The organism is Lentzea sp. CC55 (assembly GCF_021056325.1).
Taxonomy (GTDB): domain Bacteria; phylum Actinomycetota; class Actinomycetes; order Mycobacteriales; family Pseudonocardiaceae; genus Lentzea; species Lentzea jiangxiensis.
Map to the genome: position 1 here is coordinate 191,332 of NZ_JAJCXE010000022.1, position 25,684 is coordinate 217,015.

Below are 25,684 nucleotides of genomic sequence, written 5' to 3' on the forward strand. Positions count from 1 at the left end.
GCGCCTTCTCGGCCGGAACCCGCCGGCGACCTTCCGGTCCGCAGGCCCCTGGACGAACGGCGCGGTCAGCGTAGACGAACGGGCAGGTGCTTCACGCCGTTCTGGAAGTTCGACCGCAGCCTGCTGACCTCGCCGTCGAGCTCCAGCCGGCCGGGCAGGTCGAGGACGGCGTCGAACACCGCGCGCATCTGGGTCCGGGCCAGCTGCGCGCCCAGGCAGAAGTGCGGGCCGTGGCCGAAGCTCAGGTGGTCGGCCTCCCGCCTGCCCACGTCGAACCGGTCCGGCTCGGTGAAGACGCGCTCGTCGCGGTTGGCGGAGGAGAACCAGACGACGACCTTGTCCCCCGCCCTGATCTCCTGCCCGGACAGCGAGGTGTCCTGCACGGCCGTGCGCCGGAAGTGCATGACCGGCGTCCACCACCTCAGCATCTCCTCGACCGCCGTCGGGAGCAGCGAGCGGTCGGCGCGCAGGCGCTCGTACTGGTCCGGGTGCGAGAGCAGGGCGATCAGGCCGCCGGGGATGCCGTTGCGCAGGGTCTCGTTGCCCGCCACCGAGAACAGCCAGAAGAGGTTCTCGAACTCCTCCACCGTGATGTCCTCCCGCATGAGGTTGCTCAGCACGTCGTCCCCCGGCGACGAGCGCTTGTGCTCCGCCAACGCGTGCGCGTAGGCGTAGAGGTCGGGCATGCCGTCGCGGGCGCGCGGGTCGCGGCCGTCGGAGGGGCGCAGCTCCAGCGCGGCCAGCGCCATGCCGGTCATGCCCTCGGTCGAACTGGACGACAGGGCGTACTCCGCGTCCTGGAAGCCGATCACGCGGTTGCTCCAGTCGTGGAGCAGCGCTCTGTCGCACCGCGGGACGCCGAAGACGTCGGCCAGCGTCAGCAGCGGGAGGTCGGCGACGTCGGCGGCGAAGTCGCCGGTCAGGCCCGCGACGATCGAGCGGGCGTTCTCGCGGATGCCGTCCTCCAGGCGTGCGACCGCGCGGGGCGTGAACGCCCTGGTCAGCATGCGGCGCAGCCGGGTGTGCGAGGGCGGGTCCTGGTTCAGCATCATGCGCTGGACGTAGGCGAGGTCGGCGGGCCGCGGGTCGCGGATCTGGGTGGCGCCGCGGTGCGAGGAGAAGACGGCGGGCGTGCGCAGGACGGTGCGGACGTCGTCGTGGCGGAAGACCGCCCAGAAGTCGTCGATCCGCACCACGTCCTTTTCACGCAGCCGGGTCAGTGCGTCGTGCGGGACTCCCGAGGTATACGTGTCCGGGTCGACGATGAGGTCGGCATCGGTCCTGGGCATAGAACGGATTCTGACGTGCTTCATGTCGAACGTGGTGGGAACGGGCCGTTGCTGGTGCTGCTGCACGGGCTGGGCGCGACCGGCGAGGTGTGGCGGGACGTCGTCGCCGGGTGGAGCGGGAGCTGGCTCGTCCCCGACCTGCCCGGTCACGGCCGGAGCGCGCCTCTCGACCGGTACTCGTTCGGTTCGATCGCCGCCGCCGTCGCGGAGGTGGTCCCCCGCGAGCCCGTCACGGTCGTCGGGCACTCGCTGGGCGGCGTCGTCGGGCTGACGCTCGCGAGCGGGTGGTTCGGCGTCGACGTGAGGACGTGCGTCGGGATCGGGATCAAGGTCCGGTGGACCGACGACGAGCTGGCGAAGGCCGCGTCACTCGCCCGGAAGCCGGCGAAGGTCTTCGAGACGCGGGACGAGGCGGTGCAGCGTGCGTCGAAGATGGCGGGCGTGCCGATCGCGCACGGGGTGTCCGAAGTGGACGGCGGGTGGACGCCCTCGCTGGACATGAGGGCCTTCGGCGTGGGCCGGCCGGACATGGCCGGGCTGGTCATGGCCTCGCAGGCCCACGTCGTGCTGGCGGCGGGCGAGAACGACCCGATGAGCCCCCAGGAGCACCTGGGGGAGCTGGTGCCCGAGCCGGTGGCGTTCCCCGGCCTGGGCCACAACGTGCACGTCGAGTCGCCCTCGTCCGTCAGCCTGCTGCTGTCCGGTCCCCACTAGACGGTGACGAGGCCGCCGTCGACGTTGATCACGGCGCCGTTGATGAAGCCGGCGCCGTCGGAGGCGACGAACACGACGGTGTCCGCGATCTCCTCGGCCTCACCGGGCCGGCCGAGCGGCACGACGTTCGCGAACTGCTCGAAGATCTCGCCGGCCTGCGTCACGGCCGCCTCGGTGCGGATCGGGCCGGGCGCGACGGAGTTGACGCGGACGCCGGAGCCGCCGAACTCGCTGGCCCACGACCTGGTGAGGCCGTCCATCGCGGCCTTCGAGGCGTGGTAGACGGACCCGACCGGCGAGCCGAGCTGGCCCGCCACCGACGAGACGTTGACGATCACGCCCTTGCCCTTGGCGACCATCGCGGGGGCGAGGGCCGCCGTCAGGAAGTACGTGCCGCGGACGTTGACGGCGAACACCCTGTCGAAGTCCTCGACGGACTGCTCGGGGGTCGGCGAGAACGGGAAGATGCCCGCGTTGTTGACGAGGACGTCGACGTCGCCGACCTCCTGCGCCAGCTTGCGGACGTCGTCGAGGTCACCGACGTCGGCGACGACGAAGTGACCGGTGCCGCCGGCCTGCTCGATGAGCTCGACGGTCTCCTTGCCGAGCTCGGCGCGGCGGCCGGTGACGTAGACGGTGGCTCCCTCCTGCGCGAGCTTGACCGCGACGGCGCGGCCGATGCCCGAGGTGGCGCCGGTGACGAGGGCCTTCTTGCCGTGGAACTTCTTCGTTGACATGTCCACGACCTTGCCGACGCCTCGTCGTCGCGTCATAAATTCCGAATGAATCAGCTGGTCAGAGCGGGTGAGCGGAGCGAGAAGTAGATCCGCACGTACGACGGGATGCGGTACCGGCCGAGCTCCAGCGGCTCGACCAGGTGCACGTCCGCCAGCGCCTCCATCAGCGGTTCGACGGTCGAGATGTCACCGCCGCCCAGCCGCGCCGCCTCGCACACGTCGACCACCTCGGCGTCCTGCCGGGCGAAGCAGTCGAGCAGGTGCCGTTGCTCCTCGGTCAGCTGCCGGTCGGCCTTGACCATCGGCGCGAGCACCGCGCGGCAGTCCGACGGCACCGCCTCGCCCAGCACGGTCTCCCGCTCCATCTGCCTCAGCAGCATCGCGACCGTCCAGCGCGGGCGGCTGCTGAGCTTGCCGCCGAGCACGCGGATCGGGGTCGGCAGGTGCGAGACGCGGGCGAGGACCCGCGCCACGAGCTCCGGCTCCCCCGCTGTCCTGGCGGGGTCGACGACCTTGTGGAGGAACTCGCGCGCCTCGGGCACCGAAAGCCCGGCGATCGTCAGCCACGTCACGCCGGACAGCTCGTTCCACCGCCGGACGCTGGTCAGGACCAGGGCGGAACCGGGCACGTGCAGGTCCCGCACCGACGCCGCGTCCTGCAGGTCGTCGACGATGACCAGGAACCGCTTGCCGCGCGCTTTCTCCCGCCACAGCGCTGCTTTGTCGCCCACGGGGTTCTCCACGCCGACCGCGCGCAGCAGCTCGTTCGCGACGTCGTGCCCGCGCACGAAGATCTGCCCGTCCGGGAACCGGTGCTTGACGAGGTGGCCGATGTGCACGGCCAGCGCGGTCTTGCCGCTGCCGTGCATGCCCGCGATGCCGACCGTGCGCGGCAACGTCCTCAGCGCCTGCTCGATCTCGGCGGTGCGGCCGGTGAAGTCCTCGACGCCGGGCGGCAGCTGCTCGGGCCTGCGCGACAGCGCGAGCTCGCCCCGGAGGATCTGCTCGTGCACCTCGCGCAGCTCAGGCCCCGGTTCGAGGCCGAGCTCGTCGTTCAGCAGGGCGCGCATCTCGTGGAACTGCTCCAGCGCCTCGGCCTGCCTGCCGTCGCGGTAGAGCGCACGCATCAGCAGGGCGCGCGGGTGTTCGCGCAACGGGTGCGCGGCGACGTGCTTCTGCAGCTCCAGCACGTCCAGCTCGCGTTCGAGGAAGATCTCACGGCACTGGAGCCGCTCGTTGCCGAGCCGCACCCGGTGCGCCTCGAAGTAGGTGCCGGTCAGCCCCGCGAGCGGCTCGTCGCGGCAGTCGTCGAAGATCTCGGCCTGGAGGGTGTAGCCGCCGTCCTTCGACCTCAGGTCGAGCTCGGGGATCGCCTTGCGGATCTTGTACATGTACGTCCGCAGAGCCATCACCGCACTCGGCGTGGGGTCGTCCCAGACCATCCGGACCAGCTGTTCGTTGCTCAGGCGCAGGCCGTTGTTCAGCAGCAACGCCGCCAGCACGGCCCGTTGCTGGCGCGGGCCCAGGTCGATCTCCTCGTCGTCGCGCCAGGCTCGTACCGGACCCATCAGTGAGAAGCGCAGGCTCATGCAACGGGACAACGCCGGTGCGCATTCCCGCCTTCCCGGCCCACCCGATCGGACGCAGGCCGAACACCGGTCTTTCGCGTCCGAATTGGACCCGTCAGCCCCGTGTCCACCCGTTCAGGTCCTGTCGCCCGGACGGCAGTCGAAGAACCGCCAGGCGGTGGGTACCGTTGATCGAATGACGGACGGCACCTTCGAGGCGTTTCGGAAGGCCGAGGCGTTGATGGCGCAGCGCAGGCCCCTCGACGCGCTGCGCGAGCTGAGGCAGGTGCTGGACGAGGCCGGCGAGGCCCCGTCGGTGCAGTTGCTCGCCGGGCGGGCCTATCTCGGGTCCGCGCAGCTCAACAGGGCCGAAGAGGCGTTCCGGAAGGTGCTCGACCTCGATCCGAGCGACCACTACGCGCGGTTCGCGCTCGGCAAGACGTTGCAACGGCAGGGCCGCCTCCCCGAGGCGCTCGCCCAGCTCCGGATGGCGGTCGCGATGAACCCGTCGCCGGAGTACCAGGAGGCGCTCGGCGAGGTCAAAGCCCGGCTGGCGCTGGAGAACTGACGAATTCGTCCACTGTGGACCGCGAGCGTGGCGAACGGTGGCGATGCCGGCACTCGCCGTGACCGCCACCAGGCCCGTCCCGCCGTCCGCCGCACCACCCGAACCGCCCCTGACCTGCGCCTCAGCGCGCCGGACGCGCCGTTTCGCCCGGTTTCACCCCTTCGGCAGCAGCACGGACCACGTAACCTGGTTCTCGTGGTCCCGCCCCCTGCCGTCAAGGAACCCGTCCGCCGCAACCGCACAGGCAACATCGCCGGTCGCATCGTCCTGGTGCTCCTGCTGATCGCCGTGGTGGCCGCGGGTGCCTGGGGGCTGGGCGCCCTGAGCCGCCGGGCCGCGGCTCCCCTGGGCCCGCCCCCGTTCCTGGTGCCCATCCAGAACGTCGAACCGGGTGCGGCCGCCCCCGGCAGCGCCCCGTCCCCCGGCGGCACCTCGACGGCGAGCCCGAACCCGCTGGAGGAGTGGGCGACCCGCGTGGCCGGCAAGACGGACATCCCGGTTCGCGCCCTCCAGGCCTACGCGGCGGCCGACCTGACCATGCAGCGGGACGCCCCGGCCTGCCGCATCAGCTGGGCCACCCTCGCGGGCATCGGCAGGGTCGAGTCGCACCACGGCAACATCAACGGCGCCCGCCTCCAGGCCAACGGCCTCCCGTCGCGCCCGATCATCGGCATCCCGCTGGACGGCGGCCCCGGCATCAAGGCCATCCGCGACACCGACGGCGGCCGCCTGGACGGCGACACCACCTGGGACCGGGCCGTGGGGCCGATGCAGTTCATCCCGGGCACCTGGAACAACTGGGCGAAGCGAGCGGCGGGCGACGGCCTCCCGGCGGACCCGCAGAACATCGACGACGCCGCCCTGACCGCGGCCCGCTACCTCTGCGGAGGCGGCGCGAGGGACCTGGGCACCGGCCAGGGCTGGTGGGCGGCGGTGCTGACGTACAACAACTCCGTGGAGTACGGCCAGAACGTGTTCAGCGGAGCCGATGCCTACGCACGGGCCAGCATCCCGCGGTAGAGCGCCACCCACCCGCGAGCGGCGCCGGTCCCGATCGGATCGGCGGAAGAGGGCTCAGCCCGCTCCGCGGGAGGCTCGACCGGTGTGGTCACAACGGGAACAGGCCTCTCGGCCCGGGACGAGGGCGGCGCCTCCACGGGCGGCGGAGACTCCACAGTGGACACAGCAGCCGAGGTGGTGGTGACCACCGGAGAAGATGCTGACGGGACAACCGGTTCCGACTCCTCCACGGACGGCGCGGGCTCGTTGCGCCCCGCGGCCGAAGGCTTCGCAACCGAGGACGACGCCCGCACCGTCTCGGTGACCGTGGCCACCGAAACCCGGGTGGAAGCAGGCGCGGCGGCCCCGGACCGGGCGGCCCGAGCCGCTCCCTCCACCACCACGGTCTCGGTGACGGTGGACAGGGCGACGCCGGTCTCGAAGGGCTCGGTCCACCACTGCGAGGTGGTGGGCTGAACAGGAGGCGGAGCCACGAGGGGAGTCCCGGCGGGCCCCCCGACGAACGCGATGAGGGCGAACAGCCCGCCCAGCGCCAAGAACGGCACCACGACCACGGCCCCGAAGCACCCACGCCCGCTGCGCGGCTTCTCCCGATGACTCATCTCCAGCACACCCCCGAACGGTGACGACTGTTCCACCTGGTTGATCGTCCACATGGAACAGTCCGTCACAGTTCTTTAGTCACACGATGGGGTGTTCACTTCAGTGGCGGCAGCTCCGGAGCGTGAGCGGCAGGCGTGGTCGACAGGGACTCGAGAGCCATCGACACGGCCCGCTCCAGCTGCGGGTCACGGCCGGCGACCCGGTCCGCGGGCGTCATCACGACCTCGACGTCCGGGTCCACGCCGTAGTTCTCGACGTCCCACCCGTGGCCGTTGAAGTACGACGCGTACCTCGGCTGGGTGACCATCGTGCCGTCGACGAGCGAGTAGAGCATGTCGATGCCGATGACACCGCCCCACGTCCGGACGCCGACCACGGGGCCGATGCCGAGTTCCTTGATGGCCACGTTGACGATGTCGCCGTCGGAGCCCGCGTACTCGTCGGCCACCGCCACGACCGGGCCGCGCGGCGCGTCCTGCGGGTAGGACTCCGAGGTCGTGTAGCCGCGGGCCACCGACCAGCCGATCACCTTGCGGCCGAGCTTCTCGATCACGAGCTGGGAGGTGTGGCCGCCGCCGTTCTCGCGGACGTCCAGCACCAGCGCCTCGCGCGTCAGCTCGACCCGCAGGTCGCGGTGCAGCTGCGCCCACCCGGCGCCCATCATGTCCGGCACGTGCAGGTAGCCCACGCGGCCGCCGGACTGCGCGTGTGTGAACGCACGGCGGTTCGCGACCCAGTCGTGGTAGCGCAGGGGCTCCTCGTCGGCCAGCGGCACGACGACGACCCGGCGCAGCTCTCCACCGCCGGCGGGACGCACGGTCAGCTCGACGGGCTTCCCGGCGGTGCCGACCAGCAACGGCCCGGGTCCTGCCAGCTCGACCGGGCGGCCGTCGACCGCCACCAGCGCGTCCCCCGTCCGCACGGCCACGCCGGGAGCGGCCAGCGGCGAGCGCGCGTGCGGGTCGGAGGTCTCGCCCGGGATCACCCGCTCCACGACCCAGGAGCCGTCGACCCTGGCGAGGTCCGCGCCCAGCAGGCCCTGGCGGCGGGACGCGGGCACGTGCGGCGGCGAACCCCAGACGTACGCGTGGGAGGTGCCGAGCTCGCCCTGGACCTCCCACAGCAGGTCGACCAGCTCGTCGTGGCTGCCGACCTTCCCGACCAGCGGCCGGTAGCGGTCGAGCTCGCCCTGCCAGTCGATGCCGCCCATGTCGGTGCGCCAGAAGTGGTCGCGCATGAGCCGCCCGTTCTCGGCGTACATCTGCGCCCACTCCAGGGCGGGGTCCACCACGACCCGCACCCGCGAGAGGTCGATCTCCACGTGGTCGGCCGAGTCCTCGTCGGCCTTGCTGTCGGTCGGCACGACCCGCAGGTCGCCGCGGTCCTCGACGACCATCCGCTTGCCGTCGCCGGACACCGCGAACGCCTCCGCGCTCTCCGCGAGGCACTCGGTCTTCTTCTTGGCGAAGTCGAACCGCTCCAGGACCGTGCGCGGCGGGCGGGAGTCGGGCGTGGCCAGGGTGTCGCCCAGCACGCCGAGCAACGGCCGGCGCAGCCACAGCAGGCCACCGCGGGCCGCCTTCAGCGACACGTACTCGGCGGCCGCCACGGGCACCGGCACCACGCGGTCCGCGAGGCCCTCGATGTCGACCTTGGTGACCGGGGTCTTCTCGTCGTCGTCCTCGGAGTCCTTGTCCTCGTCGCCGACCGGGCGCCCGGCGTGCGTCGGGGCGAACGGCGACGGCGTCGTGGCGGCCAGCGGCACGAGGTGCGGGCGGCAGCCGGTCGGGAACGACAGGTCGAACACGTGCGCGTCGTAGACCGGGTCGAACGTGCGGATCGACAGGAACGCGAGGTACTTGCCGTCCTCGGTGAAGGTCGGCGCGAAGTCGGCGAACCGCAGCGGCGTCACGTCCACTACGGACAGGTCCGTCGCGTTCACCATCTTGATGTGCCGCAACGGGTTCGGGCCGGGGTGCGACCACGCGAGCCACGCCGAGTCCGGCGAGAAGGCGAGGTTCGTGATGTGCGCGTTCGCCCCGTGGACGACCTCGCGCACCTCACCGGAAGCGATGTCCACCAACAGCAACCGGCCGTCGTGCGTGGCGACGCCGACGCGCGAGCCGTCCGGCGCGGCGGCGAGCGACATGACCCGGCCGAGCCGGCCGGAGGCGACGCGGCGCGCGGTGTTGCCCGGCTCGACGCCGCCGACGGGCGCGATCTCCAGGGCCTCCTCGCCCTCGACGTCCGTCACCCACACCACGTGACCGGTCTCGCCGAGCACCTTCGGCAGCCGCGCGCGGACGTCGGAGCGGTCCGTCAGCACGCGGACCGGGCCGTCGCGGTGCGTCACCCAGTGCACGGAGCCGCGAACCTCGACGGCCGACGCGCGCCCGGTGTGGTCGACGCTGAACGACTCGACGTTGCCGGACGCCTTGACGTGGCGCGGTTGCAGGCCGGTGCGCGGGCCGCCGAGCTTGATGTCGAGCTTGCGCGGCTCGGACAGGCCGTCGAGCAGCCACAGCTCGCCGGCCTGGTGGAAGATCACCCGCGAGCCGTCGGTGGAGGCGTTGCGGGCGTAGAACTCGCCGGACGTGTGGCGCTGGAGGTCGGTGCCGTCGGGCAGCACGGAGTACACGCTGCCGACGCCCTCGTGGTCGGACAGGAACGCGATGCGGCCGTCGACCCACATCGGGTTCGACAGCGACGACTTCAGGTCGGCGAGCACGCGGACGAAGTCGCCGGACCCCTCGGTGTCGACCCAGAGCTTGCCCGCGGTGCCACCGCGGTACCGCTTCCACCACGCCGGTTCCTGCATGTAGCTCGACGACGTGACGACCTGGCCGTCCGGGCCGAAGGAGACGTCGTTGACCCACCCGTACGGCAGCACCTCCGACGGCCCGCCGTCCAGCGGGACGGCGTGGGCCTGCTTGCGGTGCCGCGACATCTGCCCCGTCGACGACACGGCGACGACGCGGCCGTCGGGGGTCCAGCCGGACAACGCCGTCCGGACGACGCCCCAGTGCGTCAACCGGCGTGCGGGGCCGCCGTCCACGGGCGCGACGCGGACCTCCGGCGCGCCGTCGATCCAGCTGGCCCAGGCCAGGTGTGTGCCGTCGGGGGAGAACCGGGGTGTGCGGACCGGCACTTGGTCGGCGGACGCGCGCCAGGCCCTCCCTCCGCCGACGGGGGCGAGCCACACGTCGTCCTCGGCCACGAACGTCACCAAGTCACCGCACAGGTGCGGATACCGCAGGTAAGTCACGTGATCGACGTTAGCCCACGCTCACCGGTTCAGGAGGGCCAAAAACGCCGCCAGTCTTCCGCCGCGAGCGAATCAAGACCTTCGGCCCGCGCCTTGGCTTCCGCTTCGCGCACGTTGGCGGCGAAACGGCGGCAGACCTGGCGGAGCTCCGTCTCGGGGTCCTCCCCCGCGAGCTTCGACAAAGCGGTCACGGCGAACAACGTCGTGCCCGAGTCGTCGCCCTCGGGCAGCAGGTCGACCGGGAGCCCGGCGCGCCGGGTGCGCTGCACCAGCTTCGCGGCCAGCGCGACGGCGGGCTGGCCGAGCGCCACACCGTCCACACTGGACTCGCGCTTCTTCTCGACCTGCTTGAGCTCCTCCCAGCGGTGCTCCTGGGAGGTCGCGTCGTGCACCGCGGGGTCGTTGCCCTCGAAGACGTGCGGGTGCCGGCCGACGAGCTTCGCGACCAGCTCACCGGCGACGGCGTCGACGTCGAACGGGTCGTCGGCGTCCTCGGCGGCGACCCGTGCGTGGAACAGCACCTGCAGGAGCACGTCGCCGAGCTCCTCGCGCATCGCCGCCCGGTCGCCGTCTTCGATGGCCTCCAGCAGCTCGAAGGTCTCCTCGACGAGGTACTGGCGCAGCGAGTCGTGGTCCTGCTCCGCGTCCCACGGGCATCCGCCCGGCGAGCGCAGCCGGTGCATCACCGCGGCGGCGTCGAGCAGCCCGGCGCCCAGCGGCTCCGGCGTCGTGATCACCTCGGCGTCCGGCCAGCCGTCCGCCGAGCTCGCGACCACCACCGCGCCGTCCTCCACGACGGCGGGCACGGGCCCGTCGACGCCCAGCGCCGACCAGGCTTCCAGGGGCACGCCCTCGCCCGCGTAGACGGCCTTGGCCGTGCGCAGCGCGGGCAGGGCGGCAGCGGGCAGCACGGCTCCGAGCCGCTCGCTCAGGACGACGACGGTGATCAAGACTTGTTCTTCACCGTCGCCACGCCGACGAAACCGGCCCGCTCGCCGGCGTTGCCGACGACCTGGGCGTTGGTCGGGTCCCACACGCCGTAGCGGGGGTTGACCTCGATGTTCAGGTCCGCCGTCAGGAACTGCGCGATCCGCAGGCCGAACGCGGCGAGCAGCTGCGGGTCGATGCGCTCGAGCAGGTCCTCCTCGCCGGGCGTGGCCGAGACCTCGTTGCGCTCCTTGACCAGCGCGACCATCCAGCTGGACTGCTGCTCGTCGGCCGGGAAGGCGACGACGGTGCCGGGCTTCACGCCCCACAGCATCGTGTGCACCAGCGACGGGTTCTCGGTGACGCGGACCCGCTGGTTCGTCGCCGACGCCTGCTGGCCGCTGGTGGTGCGCGGCGCCTCCTGCACGAACCTCGACATCTTCGAGGAGTCGGCCGCGACCTCGGCGGCCTTCTCCCTGGCCTCCTTCGGGTCCTTGACCTGGAAGAAGTCGATCACGACCTCGAGGGTGGAGAGGTTGCGGCGCGCGAGCTCGCCCATGACCAGCACGTCGCGCTGGCGGCGGTGGATCGTGGTCTCGTCCTGCTCGCTCTGCTTCGCGGCCTCGACCGGCCCGCCCTTCTCCTGCACCGCGTCGTACACCTTGGTCTCGTCGACCGTGATGTTCTCGCGCCGCGCGGCGGCCTCGGCGATCTTGTGCGTGATCTCGTCGGCCAGCACCAGCCGCGAGACGCCGTCGAGCTTGCCCTGGTCCTGCATCTGCTGGGCCGCGGGCTCCTTCTTGAGCACCTTCACGGTGCGGTCCTGGACGGTCTCCAGGGTGACCGCCTGGTCACCGACGATCGCGGCCGAACCGGCCTTCGCGGGCCCGGTGCCGCATCCGGTGGCCAACAGCGCCACAGCCACACCGACCAGCGAGAAACGCTTCAGAACAGTGCTCACGAGGATCTACCTTCTCACGCCGTGGTGACTCCGGTCACGGGAGTCCCCGCGAGGGAGTCGAGGAACGCACCGCACCAGTCCAGCAGCTCCTGGTCGCGCAGCTGCGGTGCACCCATCCGGCCGCCCGCCGCTCCCTCCGTCGGCCGGGGGACGGTGACCGTCCCGACGGCCTGCTTGTAGACGGCCTTCGGGAACAGGCGGCGCAGCCTGACCAGCTGCGAGTCGCGCAGGTCGAGCTTCGCGAACCGCAGGTTCTGGCCCATCGCGATCACCTCGGTGACCCCGTGGCGGCGGCAGGCGTGGCGCAGGCGGGCGACCCCCAGCAGGCGCTCGACCGGCTCCGGCGGCGTGCCGTAGCGGTCCTTGAGCTCGTCCCAGACGGACCGCAGCGCGGCCTCGTCGGAGGCGGCCGCGATCTTGCGGTAGGCCTCCAGCCGCAGCCGCTCGCCCGGCACGTACTCGTGCGGGATGTGCGCGTCGACCGGGAGGTCCACCCTGACCTCGGCGAGCTCCTCCTCGACCTCGCCGCCGTCGGCGCCCGCGTGCCTGCGGAACGCCTCGACGGCCTCGCCGACCAGCCGGACGTAGAGGTCGAAGCCGACGCCCGCGATGTGGCCGGACTGCTCGGCGCCGAGGATGTTGCCGGCGCCGCGGATCTCCAGGTCCTTCATCGCGACGGCCATGCCCGCGCCCAGCTCGGTGTTCTGCGCGATCGTCGCGAGCCGGTCGTGCGCGGTCTCGGTCAGCGGCGTCTCGGACGGGTAGAGGAAGTACGCGTAGCCGCGTTCGCGACCACGGCCGACGCGGCCGCGCAGCTGGTGCAGCTGGGCGAGGCCGAGCAGGTCGCCGCGCTCGACGATCAGCGTGTTGGCGTTGGAGATGTCGAGACCGGTCTCGACGATCGTGGTGCAGACGAGGACGTCGAACTCGCGTTCCCAGAAGCCCTGGATGATCTTTTCGAGCTTGTCCTCGTTCATCTGGCCGTGCGCGGTGACGACGCGCGCCTCCGGGACGAGCTCGCGGATGCGGCGCGCGGCCTTCTCGATGCTCGACACCCTGTTGTGCACGAAGAACACCTGGCCGTCGCGCAGCAGCTCGCGGCGGATCGCGGCACCGACCTGCTTGTCGTCGTACGCGCCGACGTAGGTGAGGATCGGGTGCCGTTCCTCCGGCGGGGTCAGGATCGTCGACATCTCGCGGATGCCGGCGAGGGACATCTCCAGCGTGCGCGGGATCGGCGTCGCGGACATCGTGAGCACGTCGACGTGCGTGCGCAGCGCCTTGATGTGCTCCTTGTGCTCCACGCCGAACCGCTGCTCCTCGTCGACGATCACGAGGCCGAGGTCCTTGTACCGCACGGTCTTCTGCAACAGGCGGTGCGTGCCGATCACGATGTCGACCTCGCCGTCGGCGAGACCCGCGACGGTCCGCTCGGACTCCGCGGGGTCGGTGAAGCGGGACAGGCCCTTGATGGTCACCGGGAACTGGCGCATGCGCTCGGCGAACGTGTTGAGGTGCTGCTGGGCCAGCAGCGTCGTCGGCACCAGCACGGCGACCTGCTTGCCGTCCTGCACGGCCTTGAACGCGGCGCGGACCGCGATCTCCGTCTTGCCGTAGCCGACGTCACCGCAGATGACGCGGTCCATCGGCACGCCGCGCTCCATGTCGGCCTTGACCTCGTCGATCGCGGCCATCTGGTCCTGCGTCTCGGTGAACGCGAACGCGTCCTCCAGCTCGCGCTGCCAGGGCGTGTCCGCGGCGAACGCGTGGCCGGGGGCGCTCTGCCGTGCCGCGTAGAGCTGCACGAGCTCGGCCGCGATCTGCTTGACCGCCTTGCGCGCCTTGGACTTCGTGTTCTTCCAGTCGCTGCCGCCGAGCTTGTTGAGCGTGGGCAGCTCACCGCCGACGTACCGGCTGACCTCGTCGAGCTGGTCGGTCGGCACGAACAGCCGGTCGCCGGGCTGGCCGCGCTTGGACGACGCGTACTCCAGGACCAGGTACTCGCGGGTGGCTCCGGCGACGGTGCGCTGCACCATCTCCACGTACTTGCCGATGCCGTGCTGCTCGTGCACCACGAAGTCGCCGGCCTTGAGCGCGAGCGGGTCGACCGCGTTGCGCCGCTTGGACGGCATCTTGCGCATGTCCTTGGTGGACGTGCCGCCGCGGCCGCCGGTCAGGTCGGTCTCGGTGAGCACCACCAGCGCGAGGCCGGGCAGCACGAAGCCGTCCTCGAGCGCGCCGCGCACGACCGTGACCATGCCGGCCTTCGGCGGCTCGTCGAGGGACTCGACGCAGACCGCGGCGACCTCGGCCTCCTTGAGCCGCTCCTCGGCCCGGTGCGCGGTGCCGGCGCCCGGCACGACGAGCACCGCCGCGCCCCCCGTCGCCGTGTGGGCCTTGAGGTCGGCGAACGCGCGCTCGACGTCGCCGGAGTAGGCCTCGACGGGCTTGACGTCGAGGTGCACGACGTCGTCGGCGTCCGTGGTCAGCTGGCTGAGCGTCCACCATGGACGGTCGTTCGCCCTGGCGTGCCCGGAGACCTCGCCGATGCCCTGGTAGGCGCTGCGCCCGAGGTCGATCGGCGCCTTGCCGCCCGCCGCGGCCGCCATCCACGAGGCCTCGAGGAACTCCTGGCCGGTGCGCACCAGGTCGGCCGCGCGGGCCCGGATCTTCTCCGGGTCGTTGAGCAGCACGTGCGTGCCGGGCTCGACGACGTCGACGAGCAGCTGCAGCTCACCGGGGCACAGCGCCGGGATGAGCGCCTCCATGCCCTCGACCGCGATGCCGCCGGAGATCTTCTCCAGCATCTCCGCGAGGTGCGCGTCCGACTGGTGCTCCTGCGCCAGCTCGGCCGCGCGGCTCTTCACGTCGTCGGTCAGCAGCAGCTCGCGGCACGGCGGCGCGACGAACTCCTGCACCTCCTCCGGCAGCGAGCGCTGGTCCTGCACCGAGAACGGCCGGATCTCGCTGACCTCGTCGCCCCAGAACTCGACGCGGTAGGGGTGCTCCGCCGTGGGCGGGAAGATGTCGAGGATGCCGCCGCGCGTCGCGTACTCGCCGCGCTTCTCGACCATGTCGACGCGGGTGTAGGCGTTCTCGGCCAGGCGCGTGACCAGCTCGACGAAGTCCTGCTCCTCGCCGACCTCCAGATGCACGGGCTTGAGGTCGCCCAGGCCCGGCGCCATCGGCTGGATGAGGCTGCGGACCGTGGTGACCAGCACCTTGATCGGGTTGCCCTCGGGGTGCTTGAGCCGGCGCAGCACCTGCAACCGCGCGCCGACCGTGTCCGCGCGCGGGCTGAGGCGCTCGTGCGGCAGCGTCTCCCAGCTCGGGAAGAACGCCACCCTGTCCGCGCCGATCAGGTCGCGCAGGACGTTCGTCAGCTCTTCGGCTTCCCTGCCCGTGGCCGTGACGGCCAGGACGGGCCTGACCGTGGACAGCGCGGCGGCCACCAGCGGGCGGGCGGCCAGCGGGCCGTCCAGCTCCAGCTCGGGGACACCGGCCGAGTCGATCAACGTGCGGAGGGCTTTGTCGGGAAGGACACCTTCGAGAAGGCCGAGCAGCGGCATGTGAGAAACCCCGGTCGAGTGCGGAACGCCAGCCGGATGCGGGACGCCGGACAGACCCCTGCCTGGGACGAGGGGTCTCACCACCCACCTTAGCTCGTTCCGCGATCCCTTATTGGGTGGCTTGAGGACCACCCGAGCCGTCACCCTCTGTGCGTGTCTATGAGAGAGATCAGGGCTGACTACGACGACCAGTCCATCGTGGTCTACCAGGCCTACTCACCGTCCATCGCCGGTCCCGCCGTCGCCGCCCAGCGGTTCGTGCCGCCGTTCAAGATGGAGCGGATGACGTGGATCAAGCCGTCGTTCCTCTGGATGATGTACCGCTGCGGTTACGCCCGGAAGGAGGGCCAGGAACGCGTCCTGGCCGTGCGGATCACCCGCGAGGGCTTCGACTGGGCGGTGGCCCACGCCGTCGAGAGCACCATCGGCGGCAAGCCGTCGGTGCGCGTGCAGTGGGACCCGGAGCGCGGCCTGGACCACGAGGCGTTGCCGCACCGGTCCATCCAGATCGGCCTGACGCGCGAGGCCGTGCAGAAGTACGTCCACGAGTGGACGATCGGCATCACGGATGTGACGGCGCTGGCCCACGCGGTGCACGAGAAGGTGCGTCAGCGTGATCTGGACGGAGCGCGCGCGTTGCTGCCCGTGGACGGCCTTACGGAACCACCACGGCACAAAACGCATAGTTGGGACATGCGCGCACTCGTTGCTGCAGGGTTGGTGCTGGTCGTCGCTGCCTGTTCGGCGCCGGAGCCGGGCGGCAACGCGCCGTCGAAGGCCCCCGCGCCCGAGGGGCTGGTGGTCGAGGAGGTCGCGGGCGGTTTGCAGCACGGGTGGGACATCGGGTTCCTGCCCGGCGGCTCGCTGCTCGTCACCGAACGGCCCGGCGGGATCAAGCTGGTCACCAACGGCCAGGTCGCTCCGGTCGACATCGCCCTCGACGACCTCCAGGCGCGCGGCGAGGGCGGCCTGATGGGGCTCGTCGTGCACCCCGACGGCCGGCGGTTCACCGTGTGCCACAACACGTCGAAGGACGTGCGGCTGGTGACGTTCCGCCTCGACGGCACCAAGGCCGTCAAGACCAAGGACCTGCTCACCGGCATGCCGTCGAACTCGAGCGGCCGGCACTCCGGCTGCCGGCCGACGCTGGGGCCGGACGGCGCGATGTACGTCGCGACCGGCGACATCGCGCAGGCGCGCAACCCGCAGGACCGCACCAGCCTCGGCGGCAAGGTGCTGCGGATCGACCCCGAGACCGGCGAGGGCGCGGCGGGCAACCCGTTCATCGGCTCGGCCGACGCCAACGAGCGGCGGGTCTTCACCTACGGCCACCGCAACGTGCAGGGCGTCGTGTTCCGCCCGGACGGCGGCCAGGCGTTCTCCAGCGAGCACGGGCCGAGCGTCGACGACGAGGTCAACCTGCTGAAGGCCGGCGCCAACTACGGCTGGGACCCGTCCGAGGGAGGCACCCGCGGCGGCTACGACGAGAGCGTGCCGATGACGGACCTCCAGCGCTTCCCGGACGCCGTGCCCGCGGTGTGGTCGTCCGGCTCGCCGACCGAGGCGATCTGCCAGGCGGCGTTCTGGAACGGCAAGCTCGCGATCACCGCTCTCAAGGGCTCCAAGCTGCTGCTCTTCACGCTGGACCAGGACGGCAAGGTGCAGAACGTGAGCATCCCGGAGGAGCTGAACGACAAGTACGGACGTCTCCGTGCCGCCCGCACGGCGCCGGACGGGTCGCTCTACCTGACGACGTCGAACGGCAGCAACGACAAGCTGCTGAGGCTGACCGGGACGGTGTGAGAACCGGCCCGAGCCGTTCGACCCCTCGACGAACGGCTCGGACCAGAGGTTCTACTGGGACTCATCGCTCGGACGTGCCCAAGCCGTTTCACACGTGGTGCTACTTCGGCCTTGTGCACTAACGCGGGGCGCGCATTGCGTGCAGACGCACTACGACGACAAGCCGCTCACGAACGGATGCGCAGCTTCGGCTTGTGGTCCATCGCCGAGAGGCCGTTCCACGCCAGGTTCACGAGGTGCGCGGCGACCTCGTCCTTCTTCGGCTTGCGCGCCTCGAGCCACCACTGCCCGGTCAGCGCGACCATCCCGACCAGGGCCTGCGCGTACAGCGCGGCCAGTCTGCGGTCGTAGCCCCGCTCGGCGAAGTGCAGCCCGAGGATGTGCTCGACCTGCGACGCGATGTCGTTCAGCAGCGACGAGAACGTGCCCGACGCCGAGGCGACGGGCGAGTCCCGCACCAGGATCCGGAACCCGTCCGTCGAGCCCTCGATGTAGTCCAGCAACGCGCAGGCGGCTCGTTCCAGCAGCTCACGGGGGTGCGATCCGCCGTCCAGCGCGTCGACGATCATGTCCATCAGGCGGCGCATCTCGCGGTCCACGACGACGGCGTAGATGCCTTCCTTGCCGCCGAAGTGCTCGTAGACGACCGGCTTGGACACGCTCGCGCGGTGGGCGATCTCCTCGATCGACGTCGCTTCGAAGCCCTTCTCGGCGAACAGGGCCCGGGAGACGTCCAGGAGCTGCTCTCGGCGTTCCTTGCCCGTCATCCTGACCCTGGCCACCGCGCCAGCCTACGCAGCGGGCCCACTTCCGGTGACCGCCTCGCTGTGTCGCCTGGGATCGAGACCTCGACCGGGCATCATCGGTGGATGGCCAGAGCCAAGATCACCCGGATCGCCGCGACCTCGTTGCTCGTCCTGCTCGTGCTGGTCACGGCGGCCCTGGGCGGCATCGGCTGGTACTACAGCGGTGAGCTGCTCGAACCGGAGGAGGTGCCGCGGCGCCACCCCGAGACGGCGCTCGGGGTGGACGGCGGGAACGTCGTCCTCGCGGAGTCGCGGCTGACGACGCTCCGCGGCACGTTCGGGGTCGTCTGGCCCGGCGGCAGCGCGAAGGTCGGCGACGTCGCCTCGACCAAGAACGGCCGCGTGGAACGCCCTCTGATCGATGGCACCGCACCGCCCGAGGGCACGAAGGTGCGCATCGAGACCAACGTCTACCAAGGCAACCCGAAGACCGCGCTCGGCCTGGTCCACAGCGACGTCGCCGTGCCGTCGGAGCTCGGCGAGATGCCCGCGTGGCTCGTCCCGGCGTCGAACCGGGACACGTGGGTCATCACCGTCCACGGGCGGGGCGCGTCGCGGGAGGAGGCGCTGCGCGTGGTCCCCCAGCTCCACGGCGCCGGGCTGACCGTCCTGCTGATCAGCTACCGCAACGACCCCGGCGCGCCGAAGTCCCCCGACGGCCTCTACCACCTCGGCGACACGGAGTGGCACGACGTCGAGGCCGCCATCCACTACGCGCAGGCCCGGGGCGCGAAGAGGGTGGTGCTCTACGGCTGGTCGATGGGCGGCGCGATCATCGGCCAGACGCTCGCGAGGTCCAGCTCCGCGTCCGTCGTGTCCGGCGTCGTGCTCGACTCCCCCGTCACGAACTGGACGCAGACGCTGGACCTGCAGGCGCAGAACCGCGGCGTGCCGACGTGGCTCACGCCCGTGGCCGAGCTCGTCTCCGGGTGGCGCGCCGGCATCGACTTCGACCGGTTCGACCTCGTCGCGAACCCGCCGGCGCTCAAGCCCCCGACGCTGGTCCTGCACGGCTCGGCGGACGGCACGGTGCCCGCCCGGTCCTCGCGCGACCTCGCGAGCGCCGCGGACAGGCTCGGGTGGCCGCTGCAGTACGTCGAGATCCCCGGCGCGGACCACACCTCGGCCTGGAATGTGGCGACCGACACGTACCGCGGCGCGCTCGGCGACTTCCTGACCAGGTCAGTCGGCGCCCGGCCGTGATCTTGAACTGAGCCGGATGAGTGGTGGTTGGACAAGAAGAGGACCACTCGTGACAACATGTGCGCGTGGGCGGGCGCCGGCTCGCCCGTTCCGCCATGGTGTAAAGGCAGCACCTCGGATTTTGGTTCCGATGGTCCAGGTTCGAATCCTGGTGGCGGAGCAGGGGCCTTGAGGGCACGGGGTCGCGGTCTCTGGGAGGTGTGAAGCTGCCCGAGGAAACGGTCGACGAGCAGGGCAACGTGGGCCACCGCCATCACGAGATGTCCGACGCGTGGCTGGTGGGTCGCGCGAGCGAACTCGTCGCCGTCGCCCAGAGCAGCCACCTCGCCGCGCAGCTCGACGCGGCTTCGGAGGTCGACCGCATCCTGGCCGAGGCGCAGGGTCGTGGTGAGCCCCGCATCGTCGCGCAGCTGCTCAGAGCCGCGGCCGTGGTCCGCCTGGTCACGCCGGGGCTCGTCGACATGTCCGACCCCCAGCTCGACGAGATGCTGAGCCACTGCCGCCGCCACGGCCTGATCGTGCTGGAGGCGGACGCGCGGGCCCTGCGCGGGCGCCGGTTCCTGCTCGGCAACGCCGAGGACAAGGCGCTGACCGAGATCGCGTCGGCGCTCGCGATGATGCTCGACGAGGAACCCGACGTCGACCCGGTCTTCGACAAGCGGATCTGGGACCAGCTGCTCGCCACGACGCTGCAGGACATCGCCCTGGTGCTGACCCAGCTCGGCGTCTACGAGATGGCGGACGACGTGCTGGCGGGCGCGAACAACGCGTTGCGCGAGAGCGGCCAGCCGCACCAGATCTACGTGCACCTGGTGAACCGGGCCCGGCTGCGGATCGGGTGGGGCCTGCGGCTCGAACGGGTGAACCTGCACGACGCCGCGCACGAGCAGTTCCGGGTCGCCTCCGGCCTCGCCGAGGCGGCCGAGGTGCCGTTCCGGCAGTCGCTGCACCCCGGCAGGCGCGACCTCGACGCCGCCGAGCAGGTGCCGATCCTCGGTGCCGCCCACGCGCTGACGAACCCGAGCGAGGACCACCTCGACCGGCTGTGGTCGTTGCGCGGCCTGTCGATGTACGCGCGGGAGCTGATCATCGTCGCGATCGCGCTGGCCCGGTGCCTGGTGAAGGCGAACCGGCTGGACGACGCGCTCAAGGTCCTCGACGACACGCGCACGCAGATGGAGCACGACACGTCGGAACCGTCGCTGGCGCTGTCGCTGGAGCGCGAGTACGCGCACCTGTGCGGTCCGCACACGACGTCGGCGTTGCAGGCCTACAACGCGGCCCTGGAGCTGGAGCTGTGGCAGATGCGGGAGTCCCGCGTGGCCACGTTGCAGACGCGCCGCGAGCACGAACGGCTGACGCGCGCACACGGCGCGATCGCCCAGCAGGCGTTGCAGGACCCGTTGACCGGGCTGCCGAACCGCCGCGCGCTCGACGACAAGATGGCCGAGCTCATCGCCGGTCAGGTCGACCCGTTCTCCATCGCCCTGGTCGACCTCGACGGGTTCAAGGGCGTGAACGACCGGCATTCGCACGCCGAGGGTGATGACGTCCTCCGGGTGATTGCCAGCACACTCCGGCAGGCCCTGCGGGGTGACGACATGGTGGCCCGCTACGGCGGTGACGAGTTCGTCGTCCTGCTGCCGGGAGCACCCCTGCACGCCGCGGAAGCAGCGCTCGGGCGAGCCGTGGATGCGGTGGCGGGCTTGCCAATCGACCTCTCCCGGGGGGTCACGCTGTCGGTCGGCGTCATCTCCCTGCGCCCGCGCGAATCGGCGAACCAGGCCCTGTCGAGGGCCGACTCCGCGATGTACGTGGCGAAGCGCCAGGGTGGCTGCCAGGTAGCGGCGGTGGCGGGGGAGCCCTCCGCGGAGGCTTAGGCTGGTCCGCGGACTTCGAACCACCCAGCCTGTTAGGGAGAGCATTGATGCTCGAGGGCCCTGTCAGCACGGTCGTGCTCGCCGCCGGGGAAGGCACCCGCATGCGGTCGTCCACGCCCAAGGTGCTGCACCGGATCGCCGGACGCTCACTCGTCGAACACGCGGTGCGCGCGGCGGCGGGCACAGACCCCGACCACCTGGCCGTCGTCGTCGGCCACGGCCGCGAAGCAGTCACCGAGCATCTCGAAACCCTCGCCGGCGCGCTCGGCCGCAAGGTCACCGTCGCGGTGCAGGCCGAGCAGAAGGGCACCGGGCACGCCGTCGGCTGCGGCCTCGCCGAGCTGCCGCACGACCTCGGCGGCACGGTGATCGTGAGCTACGGCGACGTGCCGCTGCTCGACACGAAGACGTTCTCCGCGCTGCTGTCCGAGCACCGGACCGCCGGCAACGCGGTCACCGTGCTGACGGCCGTGGTGGACGACCCCACCGGGTACGGCCGGATCGTGCGCGACTCCGACGGCAGCGTGCAGCGGATCGTGGAGCAGAAGGACGCCTCGGCGGCCGAACAGCTCATCACCGAGATCAACTCCGGCGTCTACGCGTTCGACGCGGCGGTGCTGCGCGACGGGCTCTCGCGGTTGTCCACCGACAACGCGCAGGGCGAGCTCTACCTGACCGACGTCCTGGGCATCGCCCGCGGCGACGGCCTGCGGGTCGGCGCGCTGATCGCGTCCGACCCCTGGCTGGTCGAGGGCATCAACGACCGCGTCCAGCTCGCGGCCGTCGGCGCCGAGATGAACCGCCGCATCGTCGAGGGCCACCTGCGCTCCGGCGTCACGTTCGTCGACCCGTCCTCGGCGTGGATCGACGCGGACGTGACCATCGGCCAGGACGCGCTGGTCGAGCCGAACGTGCAGCTCCGCGCCGGCACCGTGATCGGGGCACGGGCGACCGTCGGTCCCGACACCACGCTGTCCGGCGTGCGGGTCGGCGAGGGCGCCTCGGTCGTGCGGACCCACGGCAGCGACTCGGTGATCGGCGACGGCGCCTCGGTCGGCCCGTTCGCCTACCTCCGCCCCGGCACCTCCCTGGGCGTGAAGGGCAAGATCGGCACGTTCGTCGAGACGAAGAACTCGCAGATCGGCGACGGCTCGAAGGTCCCCCACCTGTCCTACATCGGCGACGCCACGATCGGCGATCACAGCAACATCGGTGCAGCATCGGTAACCGTCAACTACGACGGGGTGAACAAGCACCGCACGATCGTCGGATCCCACTGCCGCACCGGCTCGGACAACATGTTCGTGGCGCCGGTGACCGTGGGCGACGGCGCTTACACCGGCGCGGGCACCGTCCTGCGCCGCGACGTCCCGCCGGGCGCGCTCGCCGTGTCCGGAGGTCCCCAGCGCAACCTCGAAGGCTGGGTGCTCAGCCGTCGTGGGGGCACCGCCGCCGCCCGGGCGGCGGAGCAGGCCCTGGCGAAGCAGAATGCCGACGAGAAGACAGAGGAGGGTCGCTGACCGTGAACCCGCAGATGCCCGGCACACCGAAGAAGAACCTGATGCTCTTCGGCGGGCGTGCCTACCCGGAGCTGACGGAAGAGGTCGCGAAGCACCTCAACGTCACGGTGACCCCGCAGTCGGCCTACGACTTCGCGAACGGCGAGATCTTCGTCCGCTTCGAGGAGTCCGTGCGCGGCTGCGACGCCTTCGTCATCCAGTCGCACACCGCGCCCATCAACCAGTGGTTGATGGAACAGCTGATCATGGTCGACGCCCTCAAGCGCGCCTCGGCCAAGCGCATCACGGTGATCATGCCGTTCTACCCGTACAGCCGCCAGGACAAGAAGCACCGCGGCCGCGAGCCCATCTCCGCCCGCCTGGTCGCCGACCTGTTCAAGACCGCGGGCGCCGACCGCCTCGTCTCGGTCGACCTGCACACCGCCCAGATCCAGGGCTTCTTCGACGGCCCGGTCGACCACCTGTGGGCCATGCCGCTGCTCGCGGACCACATCCGCGGCAAGTACGCGGGCCACGAGATCACCGTCGTCTCCCCCGACTCGGGCCGCACCAAGCTGGCCGAGAAGTGGGCCGACACCCTCGGCGGCGCGCCGATCGCGTTCATCCACAAGACCCGTGACCCGCTGCGCCCGAACGAGGTGGTCTCGAACCGCGTCGTCGGCAAGGTCGAGGGCCGCCTGTGCATCGTGATCGACGACATGGTCGACACCGGTGGCACCATCGCGGGCGCCGTGAAGCAGCTGCTGAGCGAGGGCGCCTCCGACGTGGTCATCGCGGCCACGCACGGCATCCTGTCGGGCCCGGCCACGCAGCGCCTGCAGGACTCGGGCGCCCGCGAGGTCGTGTTCACCGACACGCTGCCGATCCCGGCGGAGAAGCGGTTCCCGAACATGACCGTGCTGTCGATCGCGCCGCTGCTCGCGCGCGTGATCCAGGAGGTGTTCGAGGACGGGTCCGTGACGTCGCTGTTCGACGGCAACGCCTGACCCGACCGGTGCCCACGGGGGCCTTCCGCAGTCCGTTCCCGGACGCGGGAGGCCCTTCCGGTTTCCGGGTGGCGAACCGGTCGACCCACCCGCGAGCCCGTCCGGGCACCCCCCGATTGGCCTCCCCGTTGCACGCTCACCTACACTGGTCGGGTTGCCTCGGCGAGGGCGAGCTCCCCAGCTCGGCGTGATCGACGCGGTGGCTTGATGCCGCGCGTGTTGACCCCTGTTTCCGCGCTGCTCGCCGCCGCAGGCCACCACCAAGCCTCAACCGCTGAGAACTTGTGCACCGCCCCGACGTACAAGGTCAGACTTGTAAGGAGTACCCCACCGTGTCCGAGGTTCGTCTCGCCGCTGAGCAGCGCACCGAATTCGGCAAGGGCGCCGCCCGCCGTACCCGTCGCGCCGGCAAGATCCCCGCGGTGCTCTACGGCCACGGTTCCGACCCGAAGCACCTGGCCCTGCCGGCGCTCGAGTTCGCCCGTGTCGTCCGTGAGCACGGCCAGAACGCCGTCCTCACGCTGTCCCTGGACGGCGGCAGCGAGCTGGCGCTCACCAAGACCGTCACCACGCACCCCATCAAGAACTACATCGAGCACGTCGACCTGCTGCTCGTCCAGCGCGGCGAGAAGGTCACCGTCGAGGTGCCCCTGGTCATCTCGGGCGAGCCCGCTTCGGGCACGCTGCTGACGCAGGACCTGAGCACGATCCAGATCGAGTCCGACGCGATGAACATCCCGGAGCAGATCGAGCTGTCGATCGACGGTGTCGGCGCGGGCACGCAGATCCACGCCAGCGACCTGACCCTGCCCGCCGGTGCTGTTCTCATCACCGACGCCGAGGCCCTGGTCGTCGCCGTGAACGAGGCGCCGTCCGCGGCGCAGCTCGAGGGTGACGAGGCCGCTCCGGCCGAGGCCACCGAGGAAAGCTGAGCCCCATCACGTCGGGCCGAAACGACGGCGCGCCGCCTCCTCACGAGGGGGGCGGCGCGCCGTTGCCGTACCTGCGCCCGGCAGACGTCCGGTCGAAGACCTTCCGGCGCAAGCGGCAGGGCTACGACCCCGGGCAGGTCAACGAGTTCCTGCAGATCATCGCCGACGCGCTGGCCGGCCGTCTGCGCCTGAACCCGGACCACATCCGCACCGTCCGGTTCGCGGCGGTCCCGAACGGCTACGACCCGCTGAGCGTCGACGGCGTCCTGCACCTGCTGGAGTTCCAGGTCCGCAACGGCATCGTGCCGCCGACGGGCCTGAACACCGGCGAGGACCTGAGAGCGCGCAAGCTGCCGAAGACCGGCACCGGCTACGATCGCGCCGAAGTCGACGCCTTCATCACCCGCGCCGCGGCCAACCTGGACGGCCGGGGCTCCATGACCTCCACCGAGGTCCGCAACACCCGGTTCAGCACCACGTCCGGCCTGCTGGGCAAGGGGTACCAGGTGCAGGCCGTGGACACGTTGCTGGACGATCTCGAGCAGGAGTTGCGGTTCCGTGGACGCTGACCTCGCCCTCATCGTCGGACTGGGCAACCCGGGCCCCAGGTACGAGGGCAACCGCCACAACATCGGCTTCCTGGTCGTCGACGAACTGGCCGCCCGCATGAACGGCAAGTTCAAGGCGCACAAGTCCGGCGCCGAGGTCGTCGAGGGCCGCCTGTCCGGCCACCGCGTCGTGCTGGCCAAGCCCCGCAGCTTCATGAACCTCTCCGGCGGCCCCGTCGCGAGCGCCGTGAAGTTCTTCAAGCCCACCACGATCCTCGTGGTCCACGACGAGCTGGACCTCCCGTTCGCCGCGCTGCGCATGAAGCTCGGCGGCGGCGACAACGGCCACAACGGACTCCGCTCGATCACGAAGTCCCTGGGCACCAAGGACTACCACCGCCTGCGCTTCGGCGTGGACCGCCCCTCGGGCCGCCAGGACCCCGCCGACTACGTCCTCAAGGACTTCTCCACCGTGGAGCGCAAGCAGCTCGCGCTGGAGATCGACCGGGCGGCGGACGCGGCCGAGGCCCTCGTGACCAAGGGCCTGGAAGCCGCGCAGAACGCCTTCCACTAGCGGTGCGACGGGCGGTATGCCCCGTCTGAAGCCGTGCCGCGCAGGCACCTCGACGTGCTGGAGGGGTTCTCCGGCCGGTTCATCGCCGACCTGGACCGCCTCCAACGCACTCGCAACCACCTCTGGCCGGGCAGCACCGCGCTCACTCTCGAAGCGTGGACGCGGTACGAGGACTGCCCTGCTCGCCGCTTCTGACCGGACGACGGTCCCG

Annotated in this window: 21 protein-coding genes, 1 tRNA gene and 1 pseudogene; 15 read left to right on the forward strand and 8 right to left on the reverse strand. The window is 71.2% G+C overall.

The annotated features are described in order from the left end of the window. Positions 1–65: 65 nt before the first annotated feature. On the reverse strand, positions 66–1,289 hold the full coding sequence (locus L6E10_RS16705) for a cytochrome P450 (protein WP_236220436.1): 1,224 nt from the start codon (positions 1,287–1,289) through the stop codon (positions 66–68). 15 nt (positions 1,290–1,304) lie between these two features. Between L6E10_RS16705 and L6E10_RS16710 the strand changes: the two genes are divergently transcribed. Continuing rightward, positions 1,305–2,003: an alpha/beta fold hydrolase gene (locus tag L6E10_RS16710; protein WP_236220437.1), complete on the forward strand. Its 699-nt coding sequence runs from the start codon at positions 1,305–1,307 to the stop codon at positions 2,001–2,003. On the opposite strand, the gene L6E10_RS16715 is transcribed toward L6E10_RS16710, so the two are convergent. After that, positions 2,000–2,740 carry an SDR family NAD(P)-dependent oxidoreductase gene (locus L6E10_RS16715; protein WP_236220438.1) on the reverse strand — a complete coding sequence of 247 codons (741 nt, stop codon included), beginning with the start codon at positions 2,738–2,740 and terminating at the stop codon, positions 2,000–2,002. The genes L6E10_RS16710 and L6E10_RS16715 overlap by 4 nt on opposite strands. Before the next feature lie 50 nt (positions 2,741–2,790). After that, positions 2,791–4,308: a BTAD domain-containing putative transcriptional regulator gene (locus tag L6E10_RS16720; protein WP_236220439.1), complete on the reverse strand. Its 1,518-nt coding sequence runs from the start codon at positions 4,306–4,308 to the stop codon at positions 2,791–2,793. Positions 4,309–4,504: 196 nt separating this feature from the next. Here L6E10_RS16720 and L6E10_RS16725 point away from each other — a divergent pair, with 196 nt between their 5' ends. The 3 genes from L6E10_RS16725 (at position 4,505) to L6E10_RS16735 (ending at position 6,352) form a co-directional block, all read left to right on the forward strand. After that, a complete protein-coding gene (locus L6E10_RS16725) occupies positions 4,505–4,876 on the forward strand; it encodes a tetratricopeptide repeat protein (protein ID WP_236220440.1) in 372 nt (123 codons plus the stop codon). Positions 4,877–5,071: 195 nt separating this feature from the next. Then, positions 5,072–5,896: a lytic murein transglycosylase gene (locus tag L6E10_RS16730; RefSeq protein WP_236220441.1), complete on the forward strand. Its 825-nt coding sequence runs from the start codon at positions 5,072–5,074 to the stop codon at positions 5,894–5,896. A 156-nt stretch (positions 5,897–6,052) separates the two neighbouring features. Beyond that, positions 6,053–6,352 carry a hypothetical protein gene (locus tag L6E10_RS16735; protein WP_236220442.1) on the forward strand — a complete coding sequence of 100 codons (300 nt, stop codon included), beginning with the start codon at positions 6,053–6,055 and terminating at the stop codon, positions 6,350–6,352. A gap of 241 nt (positions 6,353–6,593) precedes the next feature. Here L6E10_RS16735 and L6E10_RS16740 read toward each other — a convergent pair whose 3' ends face one another. The 4 genes from L6E10_RS16740 to mfd are packed head-to-tail and all read right to left on the reverse strand — an operon-like array spanning position 6,594 to position 15,221. Further along, the gene (locus tag L6E10_RS16740; protein ID WP_236220443.1) at positions 6,594–9,764 is read right to left on the reverse strand and encodes a S41 family peptidase; all 3,171 of its coding nucleotides are present in this window, start codon (positions 9,762–9,764) and stop codon (positions 6,594–6,596) included. Between the two features lie 29 nt (positions 9,765–9,793). Beyond that, the gene (locus tag L6E10_RS16745) at positions 9,794–10,714 is read right to left on the reverse strand and encodes a MazG family protein (protein ID WP_236220444.1); all 921 of its coding nucleotides are present in this window, start codon (positions 10,712–10,714) and stop codon (positions 9,794–9,796) included. Continuing rightward, complete coding sequence (locus L6E10_RS16750) at positions 10,711–11,652, reverse strand: hypothetical protein (protein WP_236220445.1); 942 nt, start codon at positions 11,650–11,652, stop codon at positions 10,711–10,713. The genes L6E10_RS16745 and L6E10_RS16750 overlap by 4 nt, the downstream gene beginning before the upstream one ends. A 14-nt stretch (positions 11,653–11,666) precedes the next feature. Beyond that, positions 11,667–15,221, reverse strand: a complete 3,555-nt coding sequence (gene mfd, locus L6E10_RS16755) for a transcription-repair coupling factor (RefSeq protein ID WP_236220446.1) — start codon at positions 15,219–15,221, stop codon at positions 11,667–11,669. A gap of 159 nt (positions 15,222–15,380) precedes the next feature. Here mfd and L6E10_RS16760 point away from each other — a divergent pair. Together L6E10_RS16760 and L6E10_RS16765 are read left to right on the forward strand one after the other, a co-directional pair. Then, positions 15,381–15,860, forward strand: a pseudogene (locus L6E10_RS16760) (DUF4291 domain-containing protein); the annotation flags it as partial. Between the two features lie 54 nt (positions 15,861–15,914). Then, positions 15,915–17,024, forward strand: a complete 1,110-nt coding sequence (locus L6E10_RS16765) for a sorbosone dehydrogenase family protein (protein WP_236221097.1) — start codon at positions 15,915–15,917, stop codon at positions 17,022–17,024. A 167-nt stretch (positions 17,025–17,191) separates the two neighbouring features. Here L6E10_RS16765 and L6E10_RS16770 read toward each other — a convergent pair whose 3' ends face one another. Continuing rightward, positions 17,192–17,791 carry a TetR/AcrR family transcriptional regulator gene (locus L6E10_RS16770; protein WP_090099980.1) on the reverse strand — a complete coding sequence of 200 codons (600 nt, stop codon included), beginning with the start codon at positions 17,789–17,791 and terminating at the stop codon, positions 17,192–17,194. Between the two features lie 102 nt (positions 17,792–17,893). Here L6E10_RS16770 and L6E10_RS16775 point away from each other — a divergent pair, with 102 nt between their 5' ends. The 9 genes from L6E10_RS16775 to L6E10_RS16815 all read left to right on the forward strand — a co-directional run bounded on the left by L6E10_RS16775 (position 17,894) and on the right by L6E10_RS16815 (position 25,668). Then, positions 17,894–19,033 carry a S9 family peptidase gene (locus L6E10_RS16775; RefSeq protein WP_236220447.1) on the forward strand — a complete coding sequence of 380 codons (1,140 nt, stop codon included), beginning with the start codon at positions 17,894–17,896 and terminating at the stop codon, positions 19,031–19,033. 89 nt (positions 19,034–19,122) lie between these two features. Continuing rightward, positions 19,123–19,193 (forward strand) — tRNA-Gln (locus L6E10_RS16780). A 40-nt stretch (positions 19,194–19,233) separates the two neighbouring features. Next, the gene (locus L6E10_RS16785; RefSeq protein ID WP_308102802.1) at positions 19,234–20,913 is read left to right on the forward strand and encodes a GGDEF domain-containing protein; all 1,680 of its coding nucleotides are present in this window, start codon (positions 19,234–19,236) and stop codon (positions 20,911–20,913) included. Positions 20,914–20,960: 47 nt separating this feature from the next. Then, the gene (gene glmU, locus L6E10_RS16790) at positions 20,961–22,433 is read left to right on the forward strand and encodes a bifunctional UDP-N-acetylglucosamine diphosphorylase/glucosamine-1-phosphate N-acetyltransferase GlmU (protein ID WP_236220448.1); all 1,473 of its coding nucleotides are present in this window, start codon (positions 20,961–20,963) and stop codon (positions 22,431–22,433) included. Between the two features lie 14 nt (positions 22,434–22,447). Next, on the forward strand, positions 22,448–23,419 hold the full coding sequence (locus tag L6E10_RS16795) for a ribose-phosphate diphosphokinase (protein ID WP_236221099.1): 972 nt from the start codon (positions 22,448–22,450) through the stop codon (positions 23,417–23,419). 332 nt (positions 23,420–23,751) lie between these two features. Then, positions 23,752–24,351 (forward strand): 50S ribosomal protein L25/general stress protein Ctc, encoded by a 600-nt coding sequence (locus L6E10_RS16800; protein ID WP_236220449.1) that lies wholly within the window; start codon positions 23,752–23,754, stop codon positions 24,349–24,351. 62 nt (positions 24,352–24,413) lie between these two features. Beyond that, positions 24,414–24,920: a DivIVA domain-containing protein gene (locus L6E10_RS16805; protein WP_236220450.1), complete on the forward strand. Its 507-nt coding sequence runs from the start codon at positions 24,414–24,416 to the stop codon at positions 24,918–24,920. Beyond that, positions 24,910–25,473 carry an aminoacyl-tRNA hydrolase gene (gene pth, locus L6E10_RS16810; protein ID WP_236220451.1) on the forward strand — a complete coding sequence of 188 codons (564 nt, stop codon included), beginning with the start codon at positions 24,910–24,912 and terminating at the stop codon, positions 25,471–25,473. Before L6E10_RS16805 ends, pth begins: the two co-directional genes overlap by 11 nt. Before the next feature lie 33 nt (positions 25,474–25,506). After that, positions 25,507–25,668 (forward strand): hypothetical protein, encoded by a 162-nt coding sequence (locus L6E10_RS16815; RefSeq protein WP_236220452.1) that lies wholly within the window; start codon positions 25,507–25,509, stop codon positions 25,666–25,668. Positions 25,669–25,684 lie beyond the last annotated feature (16 nt).